Below are 23011 nucleotides of genomic sequence, written 5' to 3'. Positions count from 1 at the left end.
AAGATTGCGGGGGGCGGCCGGCCTGCTCTGCCTGAGCCTCGCCGCCGCGCCAGCCGCGGCAGATCCGCGCCCGGCCTTTCCCGGCGCCGCCGGCTACGGCGCCTTTGCCACGGGCTGGCGCGGCGGCGAGATCCGCAAGGTGACCAGCCTGGCGGACCATGGCCCCGGCAGCCTGCGCGCCTGCGCCGAGGGCCGCAGCCCGCGGGTCTGCATCTTTGCGGTTGGCGGCACCATTGTTCTGGACAGCCCGCTGCGGCTGGGGCCGGACCTGTATCTGGCCGGGCAGACCGCCCCGGGCAGCGGCATCCAGATCCGCCTCGGCCAGGCCGCAAATACTCCGGTGGTGATCAAGAACGCCCATGATGTGGTGGTCCGTTTCCTGAAGATCCGCCCGGGTGCCCCGTCCCGCCCCAGCCCCAGCGTTGATGCGGTGACGGTGGAGAACGCGCAGCGGGTCTATCTGGATCATCTGTCGCTGATGTATGCCACTGACGAGCTGTTCAATATCCATGTCTCCAATGCCCTGGCCGCGGACATCACCCTGGCCAACAGCATCCTGGCCTGGGGGCTGGACCGGGCCAACCATCCCAAGGGGCGCCATTCCAAAGGGGCACTGATCTGCTCTGGTGAGGGCCGCCGGGTGGCCTGCGGCAGGGTCACGCTGTGGCGCAATCTGTTTGCCCACAACCGCGACCGCAATCCGGATGTGAATGCCACCGGCACCGGTCCTGTCGAGGTGCTGAACAATGTCTTTTACAATCCGGTCAGCCAGTTCGGGGAATTCTACAACCTCTATGGCGATACCCGGATCACTTATGCCGGCAATCTGGCGCTGGCCGGGCCCAGCACCATCCGCCCGCGCCCGCCGGCGGCCGAAGCCTTCCCGCTTGAGCCGGACCATGCGCTGGACATCCATGCCTGGGGCAATCTGGCGCTGGACCGCGGCCGGCGCTGCAACCGCGCGCAGCCGCTGCAGCTCTGGGGCGCGGAAGCGCGCAAACGCCTGCGCCCCGGCCCGTCTCTTGCCCCGCCAGCCCCGCTGCCGGTGCCCCTGATCCCGGCCGCGGATGTGCTGCAGGCGGTGCTGGCCGCCGCCGGCGACCGCACCCCGTCGCGGCCCCGCGATGCGCTGGATGCGCAGGCGGCGGCTGAGGCCGCAGGCTGCCGCGGCCGGGTGGCGGACCGGGCGGAGGAGGCCGGCGGCTGGCCGCAGCTGCCGCAGGCGCAGGGGCCGGCGGACAGCGACGGCGACGGGCTGCCGGACCAGTGGGAGGCGGCCCGGCCGGGGCTGGATCCGGCGGTGCCTTCCGACCCCTGGGCGGCGGATCCGCAAAGCGGCCTGCCCTATATCGAGGCCTGGCTGGCCGAGCTGGCAGGCGACCGGGAGACGGCGCAGTGAAGGCGGGCGCGGCAGACGGCGGCACCGGCCGCCACCCGGTGCTGCGCCGGATCGCCCGCAATGCCTCCTGGGTGCTGGCGGCGCAGATTCTGAGCGCGCTCTTGGGGCTGGCAAGCCTTGCCTTTGCCGCCCGCGCCCTTGGGCCGGCGGGGCTGGGCATGCTGGCCGCGGCGCAGGCCTATGGCTGGATCCTGAACCGGCTTCTGCACCTGGAGCCCTGGCAGAGCGTCCTGCGGTTCGGCGTCGAGGCGCAGGAGGCAGGCCAGCAGCAGCGGTTCCTGCGGCTGGTGAAATTCTCGCTGCTGGCGGATCTGGCGGGCGGCGGGCTGGCGGGCTGCGCGGCGCTGGCGGCGGCGCCGGCAGCGGCGGGCTGGCTGCGGCTGGGGCCGGAGGGCGGCAGCTATCTGATGCTGCTGGCGCTGGCGCTGTTTCTGAACTTGCGGCCCACCGGGCTGGCGGTGCTGCGGGTTCTGGACCGCTTCGACCTGCTGGCCAAGGCGGATGTCGCGGTGGCGGCGGTGCGGCTGGGGCTGTGCGCGGCGGCCTGGGCGGCGGGGCTGGGGCTGTGGGGCTTCCTGCTGATTGCACTGCTGGAGGGGCTGGCCAGCGGGCTGGCCGCCTTTGTGCTGGCGCTGCGGCAGCTGCGCCGGAGCGGGCACGGCAGCCTGCGGCAGCTGCCGCTGGCCGGGCTGCGGCGCGAGAACCCGGGGCTGCTGCGGCTGTTGTGGAATTCCAACATCAATGTGATTCTGCGCCAGAGCGTGCAGCGGCTGGACGTGATCCTGCTGACGGCGCTGGCAGGTCCGGCGGCGGCGGGCAGTTTCCATCTGGCGCGGCGGCTGGGCGAGGCGGCGCAGAAGCTGGGCCGTCCGCTCAATCAGGCGGTGTATCCTGAGTTTGCCCGCAAATGGGCTGCCGGGGATGCGGCCGGGCTGCGGCGGCTGGCACTGGGGCTGTGCGGCGCGGTTGCGGCGTCCGGCCTGCTGCTGCTGGCACTGCTGGCACCGGTCATGGCGCCGCTTCTGACGCGGCTGTTCGGTGCGGAGTTCGCTGCCGCGGCCCCGGTGGTCTGCGTGCAGATGGCAGCGGCGGCGCTGCTGCTGACCGGGATGATGCTGGGCAATGCGCTGCTCAGCTGCGGCCGTGACAGCTGGCTGGTGCGGATGTCGCTGGCGGCCAGCGCCCTGTTTCTGGCGGCGCTGGCAGTTCTGGTGCCGATGGCCGGGCCGCTGGGAGCGGCACTGGCGCATTTGGTGCTGGGGCTGGCTCTGACCGCGGGCAACGGCTGGCTGCTGCTGCGGCCGCTGCCGCCGCGCGGCGGCGCGGAGGCGGCGCCATGACGGCCCGGGAGATGCCCGAACCGCTGGCGGCCGGCACCGGCAGCATCACCCTGCGCCACTTGGAATTTGCGCTGGTGGCGGCGGCGGTGATGCTGGCACCGGTTAATTACTGGCGCCTGGGAGCGGCCTATTTCACCCTGAGCGATGTCTTTGCCCTGTGCAGCTTTGCGGTGATGCTGGCCCGCGGCCGGCTGCCGCTGCGGCCGCTGGGCGGCATCAGCGGATTCTGGTTCGCCTCGGTGCTGCTGCTGCTGCTGGGCTTCCTGGCAGGCTCGGTGGTGAACGGCGATGCGCTGGATGGCGCCCAGGGGATCCTGCAGTACTGCGTCTCGCTGGTGCTGCTGCCGGCAATCCTGCTGCAGCGGCCGCGGCGGGAAACCGTGCTGCTGATCAAGCTGCTGGTGCTGGCGCTGATGCTGGTGATGATCCACGGCGCCTACTATGTGCATCTGCATCCGGACGACTGGCGCTTTGTCTCTCCCAACGGGCGGCTGGTGTCGGTGATCGAGCGGGTCAACGCCACCGGCGTTCTGGCGGCCCTGGCGATCCTGTTCACGCTGTGGCTGCGGCTGACCGGGGCGGTCGGGCCGGCGGCGGCGCTGCTGGCCTGGGCGGTGCTGGGCTACGGGCTGCTGCTGACGGCCTCCAACACCGGGTTCTTCCTGGCCGCGGCAGGGCTGCTGATGTTTGCGCTCTGCCTGGGGGCGGTGCGGATCCTGGCGGCGGTGATGCTGTTTGCGGCGGCGGCGGGCGTGGCGGTCTATTTCTGGGGCGAGCTGTTCCTTCCGGAGGCCTTCCAGCAGCGGGTGCTGGGGGCACTGCGCAGCGGCAACCTGGCCGAGGCCGGCACTTTCGACGACCGCCTTCTGCTGATGCAGGAGGCGGTGCGGATCGCCGACGGCACCATCTGGAGCGGGCTGGGCATCGATCAGTACCGGCTGGCCAGCCGGTTTTCGGCACCGGTGCACAATGCCTATCTGCTGATCCTGGCCGAGGGCGGGCTGGTGTCGCTGCTGGGGCTGGCGGGGCTGCTGATGACCGGCGTCTGGCTGGGCTGGCACGAGCGGGTGCACAGGCGCCGGGCCCTGTCTCCGGCGCTGACCCTGGCCACGGTGCTGATGCTGGCTCTGGCGCTGACCGGGATCACCCATTTCTATGCCCGCTTCTGGCTGGTGCCCTGGCTGCTGGCGCTGGCCGTCAGCCTGACGCCGGATCCGGGCCGGAACGCTTGAGGCCAGGGCGGCAGGCTGGACGGGCGGGTGAACCGGATTACACTTAGGTTTTGATTGCGGTTGATGAGTTTGGCTCCGCTGCGTGCCCGGCGGGCGGTGCGGCAGGAGCAGCGGGGGTGGTTCGTGGCGGTCAGGGTTCTGTTTCCCTTTGCAGGCGATACGGTGCTGGGCGGCAGCCATGTGTCGGCACTGAAACTGGCCGCATCGCTGGACCGCAGCCGCTTTGAGCCGCATGTGCTGCTGCATCAGGCGGAAGGCGCCCCCGGCGCCTATGCCCGCAGCCTGGGGCTGGCGGTGGAGGTGCTGGAGGAGGTGCCGCTGCTGGGCGCGCGGCGCAACCGGCGGCCGGGGGATGCCGGGGTGCTGGCCTATTTCCGGCGCAGCTATCCGGCGCTGCGGGCGGCGCTGAGGCGGATCCGCCCGGATATCGTGCACACCAACGAAGGCCGCATGCATGCCAACTGGATGCTGCCGGCGCGGCGGGAAGGCTGCAGGCTTCTGTGGCATCACCGCCAGGATCCGCAGGCCTTTGGCGTCAACATGCTGGCGCCGCTGTTTGCCGGCCATATCATCAGTGTTTCGCATTTCTCGAAACCGGCGCGGCCGCTGCGCCCGGTGGCGCACAAGCTGTCGGTGGTGCGCAGCCCCTTCGATGTTCCGCAGCCCGTGCCGGAGCGCAGCGCCTGCCGCGCCATGCTGCTGCAGGCGCCTGGGCTGCCGCCGGAGGCACTGCTGCTGGGTTATGCCGGCAATCTGAACAGCCGCAAGCGGCCGCTGCATTTCGTCGAGGCGGTGCGGGCGGTGCAGGATGCGCTGCCGGAGCGCCCGGTGCACGGGCTGCTGTTCGGCCGCCCCGAGCAGCCGGAGCAGCGGCTGGATGCGGCCTGCGAAGCCCGCGCGGCGGCCCTTGGCCTGGGCGGGCAGATCCATCTGATGGGGTTCCGCAGCGATATCGCGGCCTGCATGGCGGGGCTGGATGCGCTGCTGGTCACCGCGCTGAGCGAGCCTTTCGGACGCACCCTGATCGAGGCGATGTTCCTGGGCACGCCGGTGATTGCCACCCGCCACGGCGGCAACCCCGAAGCCATCACCGATGGCTGCACCGGATTCCTGGTTGATCCGCAGGACCCGGCCGCCTTTGCGGCGCCGGTGGCCCGGCTGGCGGCAGATCCGGCACTGCAGGCGCGGCTTACCGCCGCCGCCCGCAAGGAGGCGCTGGCGCAGTACAGCACCGCCCGCCATGTGGCGGAGGTCAGCGGCATCTACCGCCGCCTGCTGCCGCAAAATCCGGCGGAGAGGCTGGCCAATGCCTGAGCCGCGCCCCGACTTCCTGATCATCGGCGGTGCCAAATGCGCCACCACCTGGCTGCAGCGGGCGCTGCAGCAGAGCCCGGAAATCGTGATGCCGGACCCCGAGCTGCATTACTTCTCGCGCGAATTCCGCCGCGGCCCGGACTGGTATGCGGCGCAGTTTCCGCCGCGGGCGCCGGGGCAGCTCATGGGGGAGAAATCCAACACCTATCTGACCGCGCCGGAGGCGGCCGCGCGGATCCATGCCGCCTGCCCGCAGGTGCGGCTGGCGGTGCAGCTGCGCGACCCGGTGGCGCGCGCCTATTCCGACTACTGCATGCTGCTGCGCCGGGGCGAGGCGGACCGGGATATCATCCGCTGGCTGGACCCGCAGCGCGCGGCCGGCGAGCGCTTCCTGCAGGACGGGCTCTACGGCCGTCATCTGAGCCGCTTCCTGGCGCTGTTTCCGCGCCGCCGGATTCTGCTGCTGCTCTATGAGGAGACGGTGCGCCATCCGCAGGCGCAGCTGGCCCGGCTGGCGGCCCATATCGGCTGCCGCAGCGCCCTGCCCGCGCCGCCTGCGGGGCGGGTGAAGGACCGCAGCGCGCCCATGGTGCCGCTGCGGCTGCGGCAGCTGCTGCACCCGGCGCGGCCCTGGCTGGACCGGATCCGCCACCGCACGCCGCTGCGCCAGATCCGGGCGGCGGTGGCCCGGCCGGTGGATTACCCGCCGCTGCCCGCGGCGCTGGCGGCTGAAATCCGCGCGTTCTACCGCAGCGACACGGCGCTGCTGCAGCAGCTCATGGGCTGCGATCTGAGCGCCTGGGACCGGGCCCCGGACGCACAGGAGGCGCATCGGGCATGATCCTGCATGTGATCACCAGCTTTGCCTCCCATGGCGGTGCCCAGACCATGCTGGCGCGGCTGCTGGCGCAGAGCCGGGAGCCGGCCCTGGTGGTGCCGCTGACCGAGGCCTCGCCGCGCAACATTGCGCTGGCGGATAATCCCAATGTCGCTTACGTGCCGCTGGGCGCGCGCTCGGCGCTGGCGATGCCGGGGGCCGCCTGGCAGCTGGCGCAGCTGATCCGCCGCCGCCGCCCCCGCGTGATCCTGTGCTGGATGTACCACGCCATGGCCATCGGCGCCCTGGCGGTGCGGCTGGCAGGCAGCCGGGTGCCGCTCTATTGGACGGTGCGCCAGGCGCTGGACGATCCGGCGGCGCTCAGCCGCAGCACCCGCGCCGCGGTGCGCCTGTCGCGCAGCCTGTCGGGGCAGGCGGCCGGCATCATCTACAATTCGCAGCGCGCGCTGGAACAGCACGGCGCCTACGGGTTTGCGCCCGCCCGGGCGCTGATGATCCCGAACGGGTTCGCGCTGCCGCCCGCACAGCCGCAGCCCGGCCCGGCCCGGGTGTTCGGCATCGCGGCGCGGCTTCACCCGCAGAAGGACTACGGCTGCTTCTTTGCCGCCGCAGCGCTTGCCCTGCAGCGCTGCCCGGAGCTGCGCTTTGCGGCGGCGGGCGAGGATGTGGAGGCAGGCAATCCGCAGATCCGCCATCTGCTGGCGCAGAGCGGCCTGCCGCCGGAGCGGATTGAGCTGTGCGGCGAGCTGGCGGAGATGGACGGGTTCTACCGCCGCATCGACGCGCTGGTGCTGTCCTCGCGCACCGAAGGCTTCCCCAATGTGCTGGCCGAGGCGATGAGCCATTGCCGCCCGGTGGTCACCACCGATACCGGCGATGCCGCCGCAGTGGCCGGCCCGGCCGGGCTGGTGGTGCCGCCGCGCGATCCGGCGGCGCTGGCCGCGGCGATGGCAGAGATGGCGGGCTGGAGCCCGGACCGCTACGGCGCGGCGGCGCAGGGGGCGCGGGCGCGGGTCGCTGAGCGCTACGGCCTGCCTGCCATTGCCGCCGCCTTTGACGCGGTGCTGAACGGGGAGGTGCTGCCATGTGCGGTCTGACCGGCTTTGCCGCCTTTGGCCCGTTTGAGGCGGCCCCCGCCCGCGCCGCGCTGCAGGCGATGAGCACCAGCCTGGCCCACCGCGGCCCCGACGGCGAAGGGCTGTGGCTGGATCCGGAGGCCGGGGTGGCGCTGTCGCAGCAGCGGCTGGCCATCATTGACCTGAGCGAAACCGGCCATCAGCCGATGGCGTCGCCGGGGGGGCGCTACATGGCGGTCTTCAACGGCGAGATCTACGGCTACCGGGCGCTGCGGGCGGAACTGGCGGCGCGGGGCACCATCTTCCGCGGCAGCTCCGATACCGAGGTGCTGCTGGCGGCGGCAGACGCCTGGGGGGTGCAGGCGGCGCTGGAGCGGGTCAACGGCATGTTTGCGCTGGTGCTCTTTGACCGGCAGGCGCGCAGGCTGATCCTGGCCTGCGACCGGCTGGGCAAGAAGCCGCTCTATATCGGGGTGCAGGGCGGGCTGCTGCTGTTCGGCTCGGAGCTGAAGGCGCTGCGCGCGCATCCCGCATTCACCGCGCCGCAGCTGGACCGGCAGGCGCTGGCGGCCTTTCTCAGCTATGGCTACATCCCGGCGCCGCAAACGATCTACCGGCAGGCGGTGAAACTGCAGCCGGGCCATCTGCTGGAGCTGGATCTGACGGCGCCGCCGCTCTCTGCCCGGGCGCTGGCGGCGCAGGCCCGCCCCTTCTGGCGGGCCGAGGCTGCGGCCGCGGCGGGGCTGGCGGATCCGTTCCCGGATGCTGCCGCAGCGCTGGCGGCGCTGGAGACGCAGCTGGAGACGGCGGTGGGCGCGCGCATGGTGGCGGATGTGCCGGTGGGCGCCTTCCTGTCTGGGGGCATCGATTCCACCCTGGTGACGGCGATGATGCAGGCGCAGTCGCAGACCCCGGTGCTGAGCTTCACCGTGCGCTTCGGCGAGGCGGAGGTGAACGAGGCGGATCATGCCGCTGCCCTGGCCCGCCATATCGGCACCGACCACCATGAGGTCACCGCCACGCCGCAGATGGCGCTGGATCTGCTGGAGCGGATGCCGGATGTCTATGACGAACCGTTTGCCGATCCGTCGCAGCTGCCGTCGCTGCTGGTGTCGCAGCTGGCGCGCGGGCATCTGAAGGTGGCGCTGTCGGGCGACGGCGGCGATGAAAGCTTTGGCGGCTATGCGCGCTACGGGCGGATGATGATGTTCGAGCGGCTGGCCGCCCGGGTGCCGGGGCTGGCCGCCCGGATGCTGGCGGCAGCCCCGGAGATGCTGATGCGGGGGCTGACGGCGGCGCTGCGGCCGGGGCTGCCGCCGCATCTGCGCCGCGAAGCCAGCCCCGACCGGCTGCGCAAGCTGGCCGCCATTCTGGCGCATCCGGATTTCCGCAGCCGCTATGAGGCGCAGTTCTCGATGTGGGCGCCGGCTGCGGTGATGCGCGCCGCCCCGGCCCGCCCGCCCGCGGCCTTCACCGCCCGCGCCCTGCCCGAAGGCCTTGATCCGCCGGCGCTGATGATGCTCTTGGACACGCTGGTCTACCTGCCCGGCGATGTGCTGGTGAAAGTGGACCGGGCCTCGATGGCGGAAGGGCTGGAGGTGCGGGCGCCGCTGCTGGATTACCGGGTGGTGGAGACCGCCTGGCGGATGCCGGCCGCGCTGCGCTTTGACAGCAGCGGCGGCAAGGCGGCGCTCCGGCAGCTGCTGGCGCGGCGGGTGCCGCAGCAGCTGTTCGACCGCCCCAAACAGGGGTTTTCGATCCCGCAGAACGCCTGGCTGCGCGGGCCGCTGAAGGCGCGGGCGGCGGATCTGTTCGAAACCGGCGGCGCGGTGGCGCAGGAGCTGGATGCAGCGCTCCTGCGGCGGCGCTGGCAGGAGCATCTGTCGGGGCGGCGCAACTGGGGCGCCCATCTGTGGGCGGTGCTGATGCTGGAGCTTTGGCTGCAGCGCTGGATGGCGCCGGAGGCCGGGGCCGATGCGCTGCCGCCGGCTGCGGCAGCCCGGGGCGGCGGCAGAGGATGAGACAGGAGAGGAGCAGTTCCATGCGGACCCTTTTACGCACGGCGGCCCTGGTCGGTCTCGCCACGCTGCTGCTGATCGCCGGGCTGGAGGGCGGCATCCGGCTGCTGGCGCCGCAGACCGTGCGCACCGCCTATCTGGAGGGCGGGCCGATGGCGCTGAAAGATCCGGTGCTGGGCCATGTCAACCGGCCGCAGACCCGGGCCCGGGTGCAGGCGCCGGAATATGATGTGGAATATGCCACCGACAGCCGCGGCTTCCGCACCGGCGGCGCGGCGGCGGCAGAGCCCGCCGCCGGCGCTGTCCGGATCCTGCTCCTGGGGGATTCCTTCACCTTCGGCGCCGCCAATGCGGTGCAGGACAGCTGGGCCGCGCTGCTGGGGCAGCGCTTTGCTGCCGGGGGCCGCGCCGTCGAAATCATCAATGCCGGGGTGCCGGGCTATGACACATCCCAGCAGGCACTGTACCTGGAGCGGCTCTACGGCAGCCTGCAGCCGGATATCGTGCTGATCAGCTTCATGACCAACGACCTGTTCGTGAACGAGCCTATCCAGCGCGCGCCGGACGGCACCGAAACCGCCCGCGGCGATGCCAGGGCGGTGATTGCCCAGGGCGGCCGGAAGCGCTCCTCGCTGCAGGCGGTCACCCTGCTGAAGCGGCTGCTGATGAAAAGCGACAGCACCTATGTGCGGCTCTATCTGATGACGCCCCGGGCGGCGTTTTACAGCCTGCCCGCTTCGGATCTGGTGCAGCGCAAGATGGCCGCGACCCAGGCGCTGCTGCGGCGCATACGTGAATTCTGCGCGGCCCGGGGCGCCGCGCTGCTGGTGGTTTCGGTGCCGCAGCTGTTTCAGGTTTTTGCGGCGGCGGCGGACAGCCCGCCCAAGGGGGTGATCCCGGATCTGCCGGACCGGGAACTGGCCGGATTCGCGGCGTCTGAAGGGATCGCCTGGGTCAGCCTGCTGGATACCCTGGCGCAGAGCTACCGGCGCGGCGGTGCGGATCTCTACCACCGCTATGACGGCCACCTGAATGCGGCCGGCAACCGGGTGATGGCCGAAGCGGTGCATGCGGCGCTGCTGCCGCTGCTGGCAGAGCGGGAGACGGCGCAGAAGGCCTCCCTGGGCACGGAGAAGCAGCCATGAGCGCCGGAGCCGCCCCGCTGCGGGTGCTGATCTGTTCGGCGGGGCGCCGGGTGGAGCTGATGCAGCGGTTCCGCGCGGCCGCCGGGCGGCTGGGCCTGCCGCTGGAGGTTCTGGCCTGCGACCTGGATCCGGACGGCAGTGCGGCTTGCGCGCTGGCGGAGCGGGCCTTTCAGGTGCCGCGCTGCGATGATCCCGGCTTTGCGGCGGCGGTGCTGGATGTGGTGCGCCGGACCGGGGCGCAGCTGGTGGTGCCCACGATCGACCCGGACCTGATGCCGCTGGCCCGCGCGGCGGAGGACTTTGCGGCGCTGGGGGCACGGCTGCATGTGTCGCCGGTGCCGGTGATCGAAACGGTGCGCGACAAGCTGAAAACGGCGCAGGTGCTGGGCGCGGCTGGGGTGCCGGTGCCGCGCACGCTGGACCGGGCCGGGCTGGAGGCGGCGCCGGAGGCGCTCGGCTGGCCGGTTTTTGCCAAGCCTTCGGGCGGCAGCGCCAGCCGCGGCCTGCAGGTGTTCAGCCGTCTGCAGGATCTGCCCGCCAGCTTCCCCGAGCCGATGATCTTCCAGGAGCTGCTGGCGGCGCCGGAATACACCGTCAACATGTTCGTGGACAGCCAGGGGGCCCTGCGCACGGTGATCCCGCATCTGCGCCAGCGGGTGCGCGCGGGCGAGGTGGAAAAGGGCATCACCGAGCGGCGGGCGGATCTCCATGCGATTGCCGGAGGCATCCTGCGGGCGCTGCCCGGCTTGCGCGGCGTGGCCTGTTTCCAGGTGCTGAGCGCAGCGGACGGCCAGCCCAGGGTGATCGAGATCAACGCCCGTTTCGGCGGCGGCTACCCGCTGGCGGATGAGGCCGGCGCCTGTTTCGCCCAATGGCTGCTGGAGGAGGTCTCGGGCCTGCCCTGCAGCGCGCATGACAACTGGCGCGAGGGCGTGCGGATGATGCGCTATGACAGCGCCGTCTACCGGGGCTGACGGCCATGGGCGGCAGGTCTGGCATGGGCCGCGCGGCGCCGGGCTGGATGGTGGTTTTCGACCTGGATGACACGCTGTATCTGGAACGCGATTTCGCCTTCAGCGGCTACCGCCATCTGGAGCAGGTGGTGGCCGCGCAGTCCGGGGTGCGGGGGTTCGGCGCCGCCTGCCGCGCCCTGTTCGAGGCCGGGGTGCGGCGGCATGTCTTCGACCGCGCCTGCGCGGAACTGGGGCTGGCTGCGGGGCCGGAGCGGATTGCGCAGCTGGTGGCGGGATACCGGGCCCACAGGCCGGAGATTGCGCTGTGCCCGGATGCGGCGCGCTACCTGGCGCAGGCGCCCGGGCCGCTGGGGCTGATCACCGACGGGCCGGAGAACACGCAGCGCAACAAGATCACGGCGCTGGGGCTGCAGGCTCTGATCAGGCATATCCGCGCCACCGGCACCTGGGGGGCAGGCTATGGCAAGCCGCATCCGCGCGCCTTTCAGGAGATGGAAGACAAGGCGCCGCCGGGCGCCCGGCTGGCCTATGTCGCCGACAACCCGGCCAAGGATTTCGTAACCCCCAGGGCACGCGGCTGGACCGCAGTGCAAATCCTGCGCCCCGGTGCGGTGCATGATCCCGAGCCGCCCGATGCCGCTCATGCGGCGCATCTGCGGATTCACAGCCTGGATCAACTGGACCCGGCGCTGGCCGCCTGGACGGCGGTGTGACCGGCCCGCGGCCCGGCGGCCTCAAGAAGCACCTGGTCCCAGTCCGCCAGCACCCGGTCCGGCGCCAGCCGCGCCCAGGCCTGCGGCGCCATTGCCGACATGCGCTGCCGCAAGCCGGGATCGCGGGCCAGGCGGATCACCGCGCGGGCCAGGGCGGCAGGATCCTCCGGCGGCACCAGCAGTCCGTTCTGGCCGGAGCGGATCAGCTCGCGCGGGCCGTAGTCGCAATCAAAGGCGACCGCCGGCAGCCCGTGCACCGCCGCCTCTGCCAGCACATTGGGAAAGCCTTCATAGCGTGAGGACAGAACCAGCATGTCGGCCGCGCCGATCCAGCCGCCGGGCTGCGGGCACAGGCCCGGCAGCGACACGCAGGGCTGCAGCCCCAGCCGGGCGCGCAGCTGCTCCAGCCGCCCCCGCTCCGGACCCTCGCCCCAGATGGTGAGCCGGGTGGCGGGCAGCGCCGCATGAATGTCCTTCATCGCCAGAAGCAGAAGGTCGAATCCCTTCTGCCGGTCCAGCCGCCCGGCGGCCGCCAGCTGCAGCCCGTCCCGTCCCGGATCCAGCCGCGGCGCGATGCCGGCAAAGGGGGCGCAGGGGTTGGGGATCACCCGGGCACGGGCGCGCAAGGCGCAGGGCAGCGCGTCCCTGGCCCGCCGGGTCTGCATCACCACGGCGGCGGCGCGCCGGGCCAGCAGGTCCTGCGCCCGCCGCCAGGCCGGATGCGCGCCCTGCGCCTGCGGGTTGTTGCGCTCTGATATGATCACCGGGCAGGAGGGCTGCAGCGTGGCCGCGGCAGCCAGGGTCAGCACGTTCACCTTGGTGAGGAAGGCGATCACCGCATCGGGCCGCACCCGGGCCAGGGTGCTGCGGATGTGGCGGAACCGCTGCCACTGCACCAGTTTGCTGCAGCCCTGCGCCGGCACATGCAGGGCGGCGCTTGCCGGATAGGTGAAATAGGGGCCGTCCTGCGGCAGGCTCATGCCGGCCGCATGCACCTCATCGCCAAGCGCAGCGCGGTGCGCGGCGAGCATCGCCATCACCTTTTCGGCGCCCCCGGCTCCGAATCCGCCCTGGATCAGCAGCAGCCTCATGGCAGCACCTGGCGGGCGGGCCTGCTGCCCCGCCCCCTGTCGATGATGCTGTCCCATTGCCCGAAAATACGGCTGGGCGAGAGCCGGGCCCTGTTAATCTGCACGGCAGCGCGGAACGCCCGCTGCCGGGCCGGATCGCCGATGATCCGCGAGGCCGCTGCCGCCAGCGCAGCAACGTCCCCTGCCGGCACCAGCACCCCGTTCTCGTTCTGCCGGATCAGGTCGCGGGGGCCGTAGTCGCAATCGAAAGAAACCACCGGCAGGCCGCAAACAGTGGCTTCGGCCACCACATTGCAGAAACCTTCGTAGCGCGAACTGACCAGCAGGAGATCCGACTGCTGCAGCCATTCCCCGGGGGACCGGGTCACGCCGGGCAGAAAAACCGCTCCCTGCAGGCCAAGCTGGCGCACCATCGCCTCCAGCCTGGGCCGTTCGGGGCCTTCGCCATAGATCGTCAGCCGCACCTGCGGCCACTCCCGGCGGATCCGGGCAAAAGCGGGCAGCAACAGGTCAAACCCCTTCTGATAGGTCAGCCGCCCCACCGCGGCCAGCCGCCGGCAGGGGCCTGCGGGGCGCTGCGCGGAGGGAACACAGGGGTTGGCAATGACAACGGCCTGCCGCCGCAGCCAGGGCGGCAGGCCGCGGCGGCCCTCCTCTGTCAGCATGACGATGGTTCTGGCCCTGAGCGCCAGAACGCTCTGGGCGTGCTGCCAGGCCGGATGCGCCCGCTGGGTGCGCGGGTTGTTGCGCTCCGATATGATCACCGGGCAGCGCCGGACCAGCGCTGCGGACAGGGTCAGCACGTTCACCTTGGTCAGGAAGGACACCACCAGATCCGGCTGCACCAGGTCCATGACCTGGCGGATGTGGCGCATGCGGTGCAGCTGCACGGCACCGCGCGCCGGGGCGCCGGCCGTCTGCATCGGATGCAGGGCAACCGCGTCCGGATAGGGGAAATAGGAGCCTTCGGCGGGCATCGACAGCGCCGCCGCATGCACCTCGTCGCCCCGGGCGGCACGGTGGGCGGCCAGCAGCGCCATCACCTTCTCGGCGCCGCCGGCCCCGAAGCCGGCCTGGATCAGCAGCAGCCGCATCGCGCGCTCCTTTCCGGCCCGTTCAATGGCTGCCGCGCTGGCGCCGCCGGCCCGGCGGTGCGCCTTCGGAAGGCGCGCGCGGCCGCGGCCTGCGCGGCAGCTCTGCCTGCGGCTGCGGCAGCGCCGCCGGGCGGGCGCTGTGGAACTCCGGCGGCGCGTTCAGCTCCCGTTCGATCAGCGGCCGCTGCAGATCCTTGGACTGCAGGAAGATCCGCCCGATGTATTCGCCGATGATGCCAAGGAACATGGCGTTGAGGGTGATCGACAGCAGCAGCAGGATGGTGGTGGTGGCAAAGCCCGCAGGCCAGTCCTGGCCGAACACCACCTTTGCAATCACATAAAAGATCATCAGCAGGAAGGTCAGCAGCCCGGCGGTGAGGCTGATCAGCGAGGCCAGCCGCAGCGGCAGCAGCGAATGATTGATCAGCCCGTCCACCGCCAGGGACAGCATCGCCCGGAACGGGAACTTCGACTCTCCGGCGGTGCGGGCGGCGCGGTCGTACTCGAACCCCGCCTGGCTGAACCCCATGCCGCTGATCATGCCCCGCACATAGGGCGAGCGGTCGTTGGAGCGGCGCAGCTCATCCAGGATGCGGCGGTCGCTGAGACGGAACTCGCCGGCATTGCGCGGCAGGTCGTCATGGCTGATGATGTCGATCAGCGCATAGAAGCCGCGCCGGGCCGCCGCCACCAGCACCCCGTCGGGCAGGCGGCGGCGGATGCCGTAGACCACGTGATGGCCCTGGCGCCACATTTCCAGCATCCGCGGGATCAGCTCGGGCGGGTCCTGCAGGTCGCAGTCCAGCTGCACCGCGCAATCGCCCCGCGCCGCCCGGTAGGCGGTCAGCACCGAGGCCTGGTAGCCGACGTTGCGGGAAAAGCGGATCACCCGCACCCGCGGGTCGGCGGCAGCGATCTCCGCCAGGATCGCAAAGGTGCGGTCGCTGGAGTGATTGTCGGTGAAGATGATCTCCGGGGTGCAGTCCGGCAAATCTTCGAACACCGCAGCGACCCGCTCATAGGCGGTGCGCACGGTCTGCTCCTCGTTCAGAGCCGGGATCAGCACCGACACCAGCGTCAGGCCTGTTTCCGGTCCTCTGCCCCGGCCGGAGCCTGCAGCATCTGTTGTTCCCATTTCAGTGTCCTTTCAAGCCCTTCGGCCAGGGGAACCCGCGGTGCCCAGCCCAGGCGCCTGCGGATCCGTGTGGTGTCAGAATGCAGAATGCTGTCCGGCCCGCCGCCCGGCGCCGCATCCGCGGCGCGGCGGATCAGCGCCGGCGGCGCCTGGGCCAGCTGCGCCATCAGCGCGGCCAGCTCTGCCATGTCCGGCAGCGCGCCGCTGCCCAGGTTGATCACCGGCCCGGCTGCGGCAGGCCGGGCGGCAATGGCCAGCAGCCCGGCCACCGCGTCCTCGACATGGATCAGCTCGCGGCGGCTGTGCGGGCTGTGCAGCTCTGTCACCCGGCCTGCGGCCAGGTTGCGGGCCAGCTGCGGGATCAGGAAATCCTGCGACTGGCCGGGCCCGTAGGTCAGCGCCAGCCGGGCGGTCGCCGCCGCAAACGGCAGCCGCGGCTGCGCCATCTCCAGAAAGCGGGTGGCCGCCAGCATCGAGGCCCCGTAGGCATTCAGCGGCGCCTCGCGGGCCGTTTCGCTGAACCGCTCCGGCCCGGCGCCGTATTCGGCAATGGTGCCCAGCCGCACCAGCACTTGCGGCGGCTCCGCCGCGGCGGCGGCTGCAGCCAGCAGCGCGGTCAGCGGCAGCAGGTTGTCCCCGATGCTGCGGCCCAGATCCTCCAGCCCCGGATCCGCCCGGAACCGGGTCGCGGCGGCGGCATGAAACAGGATCTGCGGCCGGGCCGCCGCCAGCGCCGCCGCCAGAGCCGCCGGGTCCTGCGGCGGTGCCCGCAGCAGCTGCAGCTGCGGTGCAATGCCCTGCAGCCGGTCCAGCCGCGAGGCCGGGCGCAGCAGCACGCTGACCTCGTCGCCGCGCGCCAGGCAGGCCCGCGCCAGATGGGAGCCGATGAAGCCGCTGGCCCCGGTTATGAGCACCCGCGCCACCGCCCGCCCTCAGGGAATGATCCGCGGGCTGGGCAGCGGCACGATGAACTTGCCGCCGCGGGCCTCGAACTCCGCCATCTGCTCGCGGATTTCATCAAAGAAGTTCCAGGCCAGCACCAGCAGGTAGTCGGGCTGCCGCTCCGCCACCGCCTCCGGCCCCAGCACCGGGATCATCATCCCCGGCGAATAGAGCCCCTGCTTCAGCGGGTTGCGGTCGGCCAGGAAATCCAGCGTCTCCGGGCCGATGCCGAAATAGTTCAGCAGCGTGTTGCCCTTGGCCGGGGCGCCGTAGCCGGCAATGCTCTTGCCGCTGGCCTTGAGCCCCTTCAGGATCCGGGTCAGCACTTCGCCCAGATCCTGCACCCGGCCGGCAAAGGCCTCGTAGCTTTCGCGCCGCAACAGACCGGCGGCCCGCTCCTCTTCCAGCATCTGTGCCACCACGGGCGCGGGGTCCGCCTGCAGCGCCGCGGGCTGCAGGAACACCCGCATCGAGCCGCCATGCACCGGCAGCCGGGTGACATCCACCACATCCAGCCCCACCGCTTCGCCCAGCCGCACGATCGACAGCAGGCTCAGCTCCGACAGGTGCTCGTGATAGACATTGTCGAACTCGTTGGTCTCCAGGATGGTCTTGCCCCAGGGCACCTCGATGATGAAGGTGCCGTCCTCTTCCAAAAGCGCCAGCACCCCGGTGCAGAAGCCATGCAGGTCATCGATGTGGTTGAAGGTGTTGGTGGTGGTGATCACCCGGGCCGGGCCTTCGGCGGCGCGGACCCGTGCGGCGGTTTCCGGGTTGAAGAAGGCGGTGTCCACCCGCACCCCGCGCTCTGCCGCGATCACCGCCAGATTGGCAGCCGGATCGATGCCCAGGGTGCGGCCGCCCTGCGCATTGGCATGGCTGAGCATCAGCCCGTCGTTGCAGCCGATGTCGACGATCAGCCCGGCGCCTTCGCCGCTGCCTGCGCGCGCCACGGCCACCTGCGCCAGCTCCGCGAAATGGCTGTGCATGGTGGCCGCGCCCGAGGGCACATAGAGATAGTTGGTGAAGAAATCCGGCGGCACCTGGTCGGCCACCTGCAGCAGCCCGCAGTCGAGGCAGGCCTGGGCATTGAGCGCAAAGGCCGGCTGCGGCCTGGCCCGGTCCTCCGGGCGCACGAACATGTTGGCGGGCGGATGCGCCCCCATCGGCAGCACCAGCATCAGATTGGACGAGCGGCAGCAGCGGCAGGCGGTCAGCACTGACGGGCGCGCGGGCGGGCGGGTGGCAGGCGGGCGGGTGAAGGTCCGGTTCATGAGGCGATATCCTTCTGGAACGGGGCCGCGAAGCGGCTGAATGTGTCGTGCATGTAGGCAATCTGCGCCGCCTCCAGCCCGTGGTGGCAGGCCAGCAGGATGCCGCCTTCCATCACCCGGTCGGCCTGCGGGTAGCCGCCCGGCGCGGCGCGGTGCGCCACCCCCTGCATGGCCGGCTGGCGCAGGATGTTGCCGGTGAACACCGGCCGGGTCTGGATGTCGGCCCGCTCCAGCGCGATCTGCAGCTCCTTGCGGCTGAACGGCGCATCTGCGCGCAGCGTCAGCGGAAAGGCCAGCCAGCCGGTGCGCGACTGCGGCAGCTGGCGGGGCAGGACAAACCAGTCCCTGTACCGGGAAAAAAACGCCAGATGGGCGGCGAAATTCTGCTCCCGCGCGGTGATGTTGCGCTCCAGCTTGCCCAGCTGCACCAGCCCGAAGGCGGCGCTGATCTCGGACGGCTCCAGATTGTAGCCAAGCGCCTCGAACAGGAATTTCGCGTCATAATCGATGCCGTCGACACGGGCGCTGAAGCGGTTCTCCAGCTTCTCGGATTCTTCGAACAGCGAGGAGGTCCGCCCCCAGGAGCGCAGCAGCAGCGCCTGCCGCCCCAGCCGGTCCTCATTGACGCAGAGCATGCCGCCGTTGCCCGCGCCGTTGATCACATGGGAGCCGTAGAAGCTGGTGGTGGAGACATCGGACCAGGTGCCGGTGCTGGTGCCGCCGATGGCGGCGCCCAGGGTGTCGGCGCTGTCCTCGATCACCTTCAGCCCATGGGCATCGGCAATCTGGCGGATCCGCGGCCAGTCCGGCAGGTTGCCGATCAGCGACGGGATCATCAGCGCCGAGGTCCGTTCGGTGATCATCGCCCCGATGGCCTCAGCATCGATGTTATAGGTGCCCTCCTCCACATCCACGAAGGCCGGCACCAGCCCCTGGCGCACCAGCGGCGCCACCGTGGTGGCAAAGGTCAGCGCCGGGGTGATCACCTCGCTGCCCTTGGGCAGGTCCAGGATTTCCACCGCCAGGTAATTGGCAGAGGAGCCGGAATTCACCATGATCCCGTGGCGCTTGGCAAAGAGCGCCGCCACCTGCTGCTGCATCTGCCGCACCCGCGGCCCCATCTGGGTCGAGGTTTTCAGCACCTCGACCACCGCGTCGATCTCTTCCTGGCCGTGCACTGTCTGGCCGTAATTCACACGCATTGAAATCATCCCCCTCAAACCGTCTGTGCGCGGCGCCCCGGGCCGCTTGCTGCTATTGCGCGGCAGGCTGCCGCCAGGTTTCCGTTCTGTCCGCTGCTGCGCCCTCCGGGCTGTCTGCGCCTGCCGCCATCAGGCTGCCGTAGCGGCTGATCTGCGCCCGGCTCAGCGCCGCCATGCCGGTGCCGCCGTCCTGGAACGCCCGGTACCACTGTGCTGTCATCGCCGCCGCCTCCGGCAGCGCCAGCTGCGGCTGCCAGCCCAGCCGCAGCCGCGCCCGGGTGCTGTCGAGCCGCAGCAGCCCGGCCTCATGCGGGCCGTCCTCTGCCGGGCTGAAATCCACCTGCGGCGCCCCCGGCCCCCAGGCGGCGCTGAGCAGCGCCGTCAGCTCCCGCACGGTGACGGTGCCCGCCAGCGGCGGGCCGAAATTCCAGGCCCCGGCAAATTCCGCCCCGCCCGGCCCCAGGAGCCGCGCCGCCAGCGCCAGATAGCCCGACAAGGGCTCCAGCACATGCTGCCAGGGCCGCACCGCCTGCGGGCGGCGGATCTGCAGCGGCTGATCCGCGGCGGCGGCGCGCGCCAGGTCCGGCACCAGCCGCTCCGCGCCCCAGTCGCCGCCGCCGAACACATTGCCCGCCCGGGCGGTGGCCAGCTGCGGCCCGTCCGGGGCGGCAAAGAAAGCATTTCTGTAGGCGCCCGCCACCAGCTCGGTGCAGGCCTTGGAGGCGCTGTAGGGATCATGGCCGCCCAAGGGGTCGCTCTCGCGGTAGCCCCAGTCCCATTCCCGGTTCTCGTAGCATTTGTCGCTGCTGACCACGACGGCAGCCTGCAGCGACGGCATCCTGAGTGCTGCATCCAGCACATGGGCGGTGCCGCCGGCATTGGTCTCGAAGGTTGCGGCCGGCGCCTGGTAGGACCGGCGCACCAGGGGCTGCGCGGCCAGGTGGAACAGCACCTCGGCATCCGCCCCCGCCAGCGCCGCCGCCAGCGCGCCGGGATCGCGGATATCGGCAATCCGGCTGTCCAGAGCCTGCTCCAGCCCGCAGGCGGCAAAGAAGGACGGCCCCGGCTCCGGCGCCAGCGCCAGCCCGGTGACCCGGGCCCCCAGCTGCTGCAGCCAGAGGCACAGCCAGCCGCCCTTGAAACCGGTATGGCCGGTGACCAGCACCCGCCGCCCGGCAAAGACGCCGCCGAAACCAGGATCCGGACCCTCTGCCATGCGCGCCGCCTCAGATTGCCACGGCGGGGAAAGCCGCGCCGGGCTTGTCCTCGAACCGCATCCAGGGCGGCACCTCCTCGTCGCACATGGCGTTGAGGCTGTTGCGGTCGCGGATGGTGTCCATCGGGTGCCAGAAGCCTTCGTGGCGGTAGGCCATCAGTTCGCCGTCGCGCGCCATCTGGGTCAGCGGCGACTGCTCCAGCGGCTCCATGTCGTCGACCATGTAGTCCATCACCCCGGGCTCGAAGACGAAGAAGCCGCCGTTGATCCAGGTCTCGCGCTTGCGCACCTTCTCGGTGAAGGCATCGACCCGGTCGCCCTTCAGCTCGATATTGCCGAAGCGGGCGGGCGGCTGCACCGCGGTGACCGTGGCCAGCTTGCCGTGCGACTTGTGGAAGTCGATCAGGGCCGCGATGTCGACATTGCCGAGCCCGTCGGAATAGGTGCACATGAAAGTCTCATTCGGGGTCAGCCAGTCGCGCAGGCGGCGGATCCGCCCCGAGGTCATGGTATGGGCGCCGGTGTCCACCACCGAGACATTCCAGCCGCCGGGGCGGGACGGGATCAGCCGCAGCTTGCCGGTGTCCACCGAGACGCTGATGTTATTGGCAATCAGATGGTAATTGGCAAAGAACTGCTTGAGCAGCAGCGCCTTGTAGCCCGCTGCCACGATAAAATCCTGATGGCCGAAATGGCTGTAGATATCCATCACCCGGGCAATGATCGGGCGTCCCCCCACCTCGACCATCGGCTTGGGTATGGACACGGTTTCCTCAGCCAGCCTGGAGCCAAGCCCGCCGGCCAGAAGCACGCATTGCATCGGTAATCCCTCCACTCGTCAAAATACATCTCCCGCGCCTGCGCCCGGGCCCCCGCCCCGGCCTGCTCTGCCTCAAACCCCTCATTCAGCGCCGCCGCAGCTTCAGGGCTGCTTTGCCGGCGGGCACAGGAACAGCTGTCCGGTGCCGTATCTGCTGGCCAGATCCCCCGGCCCTTCTTGCTGCCCTTCTTCCGGCCTCTCCCCGGCCGGGATCCTGCGGCAGCCCCGCGCCAGCGCATAGGCCAGCAGCGGTTTCTCCAGCTCCGGCGCGTAGCCCAGCAGCAGGGCAGCAGGCGGATCGGCGGCAAACAGCGCCTCCAGATCCTGAGGCCCCGCCATCCGGTAATGGCGCCGAAGCTCTTCTTTCAAATAGGGCGAAATCCGGTAAGCAAACTGCCCGGTGGCAAATTCTGCATAAACCGGCAGCCCGGCTTCCAGCGGATAGACCGGCATGAAAGTGGCAACGGGCCCCGCCGCCGCGCCTGCGCGGGCCAGCGCCTGGCGCAGCGCGGCGCCGCCGCGCGCCACCCGGGCGGCGGTGAACTCGCCGGGCCGGGCCAGCGCCGCCAGGCCGTCGCCCAGCCGGGGCGCCCCCAAGGCCAGGCAGACCAGCGCCGCGCCGCCCAGAAGCGGCAGCAGCCCGGCCTGCACCGGCGCCTCCAGCCGCCGCCACAGCAGCGCCGCCAGCAGCACCAGCACGGCCAGCGGCGGAATGTAATACTGCACGAAGCCCGGCGCCGGCAGCAGGCTCATCGCCGCCGCCAGGACCAGTGCTGCCCCCAGCACCAGGATCTGGCCGCCGCCCTGCGGCGGGGTCCTGCGGGTGCTGCCGCGCGGCGCGGCCCACAGGCAGCAGGCCAGCAGCAGCGCCAGCACCAGCGCGCTGCCGGACAGCCAGGTCTCCTGCGCCAGCTGCAGCCGCGCCCCCAGCCCCAGCGCCAGCCCCGGCTCCGACGCCGCATGGTCCAGCCAGTAGGCCTTGTGCGGCCCGGTGTGAAACCCCGCCACATGGGCCAGGAAGCTGGCGGGATCGCGCAGCAGGTACCAGAACAGCGGCAGCGCCCCCAGGATCCCGCCGCCGTAAAGCGGCAGCACCACCTGCCGCAGCCGGCGGCGCAGCGGCAGCGCGGCGGGCAGGAAAAAGGCGCCAATTGCAGCCGGCGGGATGAAGACCACCGCGCTGGCTTTCATGCCGGCCGCCAGCGACAGGCACAGCCCGGCCAGCAGCAGGCCCGCGCGGCCCGGTTCCGGCTTCAGCGTCTCCTGCACGAACAGCCCCAGCCCCCAGAGCGCAAAGGGCAGCGGCAGCAGGTTGTTGGTGGCGCTCATTCCGGCCTGGGTCAGCAGGGGCGTGCAGGTGATCAGCATCAGCGGCAGCAGCAGCGCCAGCGCCCTGGAGCGCCCCAGCCGCCAGCCCGCCCAGGCCGCCCCCGACAGGAGCAGCAGCCAGGCGCAGAACACCGCCAGCCGTGCCGAGCCGAGCAGGCCGAAACCGCCGGACAGCTGGTGAAAGCCCCAGAACAGCCAGGCGCTGTCCGGCACGTGGTTGTAGAAGATATCGCGGTAGAGCTGCAGCTCCGGCAGCAGCGCGGCGGGCGGCACATAAAGCGTCTCGTCCCGGCGCAGCCCATAGGCCATCAGCCGCCCGAACAGTCCCGCCAGCAGCAGCGCTGCCGCCAGCCCTGCCAGCGCCCCCCGCAGGAGCGTCCTGGCCCGCCCTCCGGACACAGGCCCGGCGGCAGGCCCTGCGGTGCGGCTTGCGCCCGGTGCCTCCAGCAGGCTCACCGCCGCCGCCTCCCCGCGGCCCGGGGCGGCACTCCCAATGCCAGCGACACCAGCACGAAGGTGAGCGCCGCGGCAGGCGCCAGCGCCAGCGCCTGGGCCGCATAGGGCCCGGCGCCCGCGCTCAGCAGCAGCTGCAAGAGCCCCGCGTTGAACCCGTAGGCCACGGCATAGGCCAGTGCATAGGGCGGCAGCCGGCCATAGCCTGCGACCCCGAACACCAGCCGCGCATGCAGCATGTAATTCCACAGGATGCCGAGGGCGAACTGCCCCGCCAGCGCCGCCTGCGGCGGCAGGCCTGCACTCAGCCCCAGCGCATAGACGCCATAGCCGAAGGCCGTATTGGCCAGCCCCGCCAGCAGGAAGCGCAGCATCCGCGCCCGCGGCGGCGGCCGCGAAAGGGCCC

20 protein-coding genes are annotated in these 23011 nt (G+C 71.3%); 10 read left to right on the top strand and 10 right to left on the bottom strand.

Annotated features, from left to right (window positions below; genetic code table 11):
* The first annotated feature begins 4 nt into the window (after window positions 1-4).
* The 10 genes from K3725_RS22530 (at window position 5) to K3725_RS22485 (ending at window position 12049) form a co-directional block, all read left to right on the top strand.
* Window positions 5-1399: a polysaccharide lyase family 1 protein gene (locus tag K3725_RS22530; protein WP_260019158.1), complete on the top strand. Its 1395-nt coding sequence runs from the start codon at window positions 5-7 to the stop codon at window positions 1397-1399.
* Window positions 1396-2739: a lipopolysaccharide biosynthesis protein gene (locus tag K3725_RS22525; RefSeq protein ID WP_260019157.1), complete on the top strand. Its 1344-nt coding sequence runs from the start codon at window positions 1396-1398 to the stop codon at window positions 2737-2739. Before K3725_RS22530 ends, K3725_RS22525 begins: the two co-directional genes overlap by 4 nt.
* Window positions 2736-3971, top strand: coding sequence for an O-antigen ligase (locus tag K3725_RS22520; protein ID WP_260019156.1), 1236 nt, complete (start codon window positions 2736-2738; stop codon window positions 3969-3971). Before K3725_RS22525 ends, K3725_RS22520 begins: the two co-directional genes overlap by 4 nt.
* A 63-nt stretch (window positions 3972-4034) precedes the next feature.
* Window positions 4035-5285 carry a glycosyltransferase family 4 protein gene (locus tag K3725_RS22515; protein ID WP_260019155.1) on the top strand — a complete coding sequence of 417 codons (1251 nt, stop codon included), beginning with the start codon at window positions 4035-4037 and terminating at the stop codon, window positions 5283-5285.
* Window positions 5278-6126, top strand: coding sequence for a sulfotransferase (locus tag K3725_RS22510; protein WP_260019154.1), 849 nt, complete (start codon window positions 5278-5280; stop codon window positions 6124-6126). Before K3725_RS22515 ends, K3725_RS22510 begins: the two co-directional genes overlap by 8 nt.
* Complete coding sequence (locus K3725_RS22505) at window positions 6123-7220, top strand: glycosyltransferase (RefSeq protein ID WP_260019153.1); 1098 nt, start codon at window positions 6123-6125, stop codon at window positions 7218-7220. The genes K3725_RS22510 and K3725_RS22505 overlap by 4 nt, the downstream gene beginning before the upstream one ends.
* On the top strand, window positions 7208-9220 hold the full coding sequence (gene asnB, locus K3725_RS22500) for an asparagine synthase (glutamine-hydrolyzing) (protein ID WP_260019152.1): 2013 nt from the start codon (window positions 7208-7210) through the stop codon (window positions 9218-9220). Before K3725_RS22505 ends, asnB begins: the two co-directional genes overlap by 13 nt.
* Window positions 9221-9240: 20 nt before the next feature.
* A complete protein-coding gene (locus K3725_RS22495; RefSeq protein ID WP_260019151.1) occupies window positions 9241-10362 on the top strand; it encodes an SGNH/GDSL hydrolase family protein in 1122 nt (373 codons plus the stop codon).
* Window positions 10359-11336, top strand: coding sequence for an ATP-grasp domain-containing protein (locus K3725_RS22490; RefSeq protein ID WP_260019150.1), 978 nt, complete (start codon window positions 10359-10361; stop codon window positions 11334-11336). The genes K3725_RS22495 and K3725_RS22490 overlap by 4 nt, the downstream gene beginning before the upstream one ends.
* A 5-nt stretch (window positions 11337-11341) precedes the next feature.
* Window positions 11342-12049, top strand: a complete 708-nt coding sequence (locus K3725_RS22485) for an HAD family hydrolase (protein WP_260019149.1) — start codon at window positions 11342-11344, stop codon at window positions 12047-12049.
* On the opposite strand, the gene K3725_RS22480 is transcribed toward K3725_RS22485, so the two are convergent.
* The 10 genes from K3725_RS22480 to K3725_RS22435 all read right to left on the bottom strand — a co-directional run bounded on the left by K3725_RS22480 (window position 12010) and on the right by K3725_RS22435 (window position 22979).
* Window positions 12010-13140, bottom strand: a complete 1131-nt coding sequence (locus tag K3725_RS22480) for a glycosyltransferase (protein ID WP_260019148.1) — start codon at window positions 13138-13140, stop codon at window positions 12010-12012. The two genes, K3725_RS22485 and K3725_RS22480, sit on opposite strands and share 40 nt — an antisense overlap.
* Window positions 13137-14234, bottom strand: a complete 1098-nt coding sequence (locus K3725_RS22475; protein ID WP_260019147.1) for a glycosyltransferase — start codon at window positions 14232-14234, stop codon at window positions 13137-13139. The genes K3725_RS22480 and K3725_RS22475 overlap by 4 nt, the downstream gene beginning before the upstream one ends.
* 22 nt (window positions 14235-14256) lie before the next feature.
* Entirely contained in the window at window positions 14257-15369 is a 1113-nt protein-coding gene (locus K3725_RS22470; RefSeq protein ID WP_260019146.1) for a glycosyltransferase family 2 protein, read from the bottom strand.
* The gene (locus tag K3725_RS22465; protein ID WP_260019145.1) at window positions 15312-16292 is read right to left on the bottom strand and encodes an NAD(P)-dependent oxidoreductase; all 981 of its coding nucleotides are present in this window, start codon (window positions 16290-16292) and stop codon (window positions 15312-15314) included. The genes K3725_RS22470 and K3725_RS22465 overlap by 58 nt, the downstream gene beginning before the upstream one ends.
* Window positions 16293-16301: 9 nt before the next feature.
* On the bottom strand, window positions 16302-17585 hold the full coding sequence (locus K3725_RS22460; RefSeq protein WP_260019144.1) for a class I SAM-dependent methyltransferase: 1284 nt from the start codon (window positions 17583-17585) through the stop codon (window positions 16302-16304).
* Entirely contained in the window at window positions 17582-18787 is a 1206-nt protein-coding gene (locus K3725_RS22455) for a DegT/DnrJ/EryC1/StrS aminotransferase family protein (protein WP_260019143.1), read from the bottom strand. Before K3725_RS22455 ends, K3725_RS22460 begins: the two co-directional genes overlap by 4 nt.
* A 52-nt stretch (window positions 18788-18839) precedes the next feature.
* Complete coding sequence (gene rfbG / locus K3725_RS22450; protein ID WP_260019142.1) at window positions 18840-20003, bottom strand: CDP-glucose 4,6-dehydratase; 1164 nt, start codon at window positions 20001-20003, stop codon at window positions 18840-18842.
* A gap of 10 nt (window positions 20004-20013) precedes the next feature.
* Window positions 20014-20823 carry a glucose-1-phosphate cytidylyltransferase gene (gene rfbF / locus K3725_RS22445; RefSeq protein WP_260019141.1) on the bottom strand — a complete coding sequence of 270 codons (810 nt, stop codon included), beginning with the start codon at window positions 20821-20823 and terminating at the stop codon, window positions 20014-20016.
* Window positions 20824-20925: 102 nt separating this feature from the next.
* Window positions 20926-22608 (bottom strand): hypothetical protein, encoded by a 1683-nt coding sequence (locus K3725_RS22440; protein ID WP_260019140.1) that lies wholly within the window; start codon window positions 22606-22608, stop codon window positions 20926-20928.
* Window positions 22605-22979: a GtrA family protein gene (locus K3725_RS22435; RefSeq protein ID WP_260019139.1), complete on the bottom strand. Its 375-nt coding sequence runs from the start codon at window positions 22977-22979 to the stop codon at window positions 22605-22607. The genes K3725_RS22440 and K3725_RS22435 overlap by 4 nt, the downstream gene beginning before the upstream one ends.
* Window positions 22980-23011: the final 32 nt, after the last annotated feature.

The sequence above is a fragment of the Leisingera sp. S132 genome (genome assembly GCF_025144465.1).
GTDB lineage: Bacteria > Pseudomonadota > Alphaproteobacteria > Rhodobacterales > Rhodobacteraceae > Leisingera.
The sequence above is the reverse complement of the archived record's forward strand: the minus strand, read 5'-3'. Positions and strand labels throughout refer to the sequence as shown.

Coding starts and splice junctions, on each gene's coding strand:
- K3725_RS22520 (WP_260019156.1), top strand. CDS start 2,736: ATGACGGCCCGGGAGATGCCCGAACCGCTGGCGGCCGGCACCGGCAGC.
- K3725_RS22515 (WP_260019155.1), top strand. CDS start 4,035: ATGAGTTTGGCTCCGCTGCGTGCCCGGCGGGCGGTGCGGCAGGAGCAG.
- K3725_RS22510 (WP_260019154.1), top strand. CDS start 5,278: ATGCCTGAGCCGCGCCCCGACTTCCTGATCATCGGCGGTGCCAAATGC.
- K3725_RS22505 (WP_260019153.1), top strand. CDS start 6,123: ATGATCCTGCATGTGATCACCAGCTTTGCCTCCCATGGCGGTGCCCAG.
- asnB (WP_260019152.1), top strand. CDS start 7,208: ATGTGCGGTCTGACCGGCTTTGCCGCCTTTGGCCCGTTTGAGGCGGCC.
- K3725_RS22495 (WP_260019151.1), top strand. CDS start 9,241: ATGCGGACCCTTTTACGCACGGCGGCCCTGGTCGGTCTCGCCACGCTG.
- K3725_RS22490 (WP_260019150.1), top strand. CDS start 10,359: ATGAGCGCCGGAGCCGCCCCGCTGCGGGTGCTGATCTGTTCGGCGGGG.
- K3725_RS22485 (WP_260019149.1), top strand. CDS start 11,342: ATGGGCGGCAGGTCTGGCATGGGCCGCGCGGCGCCGGGCTGGATGGTG.
- K3725_RS22480 (WP_260019148.1), bottom strand. CDS start 13,140: ATGAGGCTGCTGCTGATCCAGGGCGGATTCGGAGCCGGGGGCGCCGAA.
- K3725_RS22475 (WP_260019147.1), bottom strand. CDS start 14,234: ATGCGGCTGCTGCTGATCCAGGCCGGCTTCGGGGCCGGCGGCGCCGAG.
- K3725_RS22470 (WP_260019146.1), bottom strand. CDS start 15,369: ATGGGAACAACAGATGCTGCAGGCTCCGGCCGGGGCAGAGGACCGGAA.
- K3725_RS22460 (WP_260019144.1), bottom strand. CDS start 17,585: ATGAACCGGACCTTCACCCGCCCGCCTGCCACCCGCCCGCCCGCGCGC.
- K3725_RS22455 (WP_260019143.1), bottom strand. CDS start 18,787: ATGCGTGTGAATTACGGCCAGACAGTGCACGGCCAGGAAGAGATCGAC.
- rfbG (WP_260019142.1), bottom strand. CDS start 20,003: ATGGCAGAGGGTCCGGATCCTGGTTTCGGCGGCGTCTTTGCCGGGCGG.
- rfbF (WP_260019141.1), bottom strand. CDS start 20,823: ATGCAATGCGTGCTTCTGGCCGGCGGGCTTGGCTCCAGGCTGGCTGAG.
- K3725_RS22435 (WP_260019139.1), bottom strand. CDS start 22,979: ATGCTGCGCTTCCTGCTGGCGGGGCTGGCCAATACGGCCTTCGGCTAT.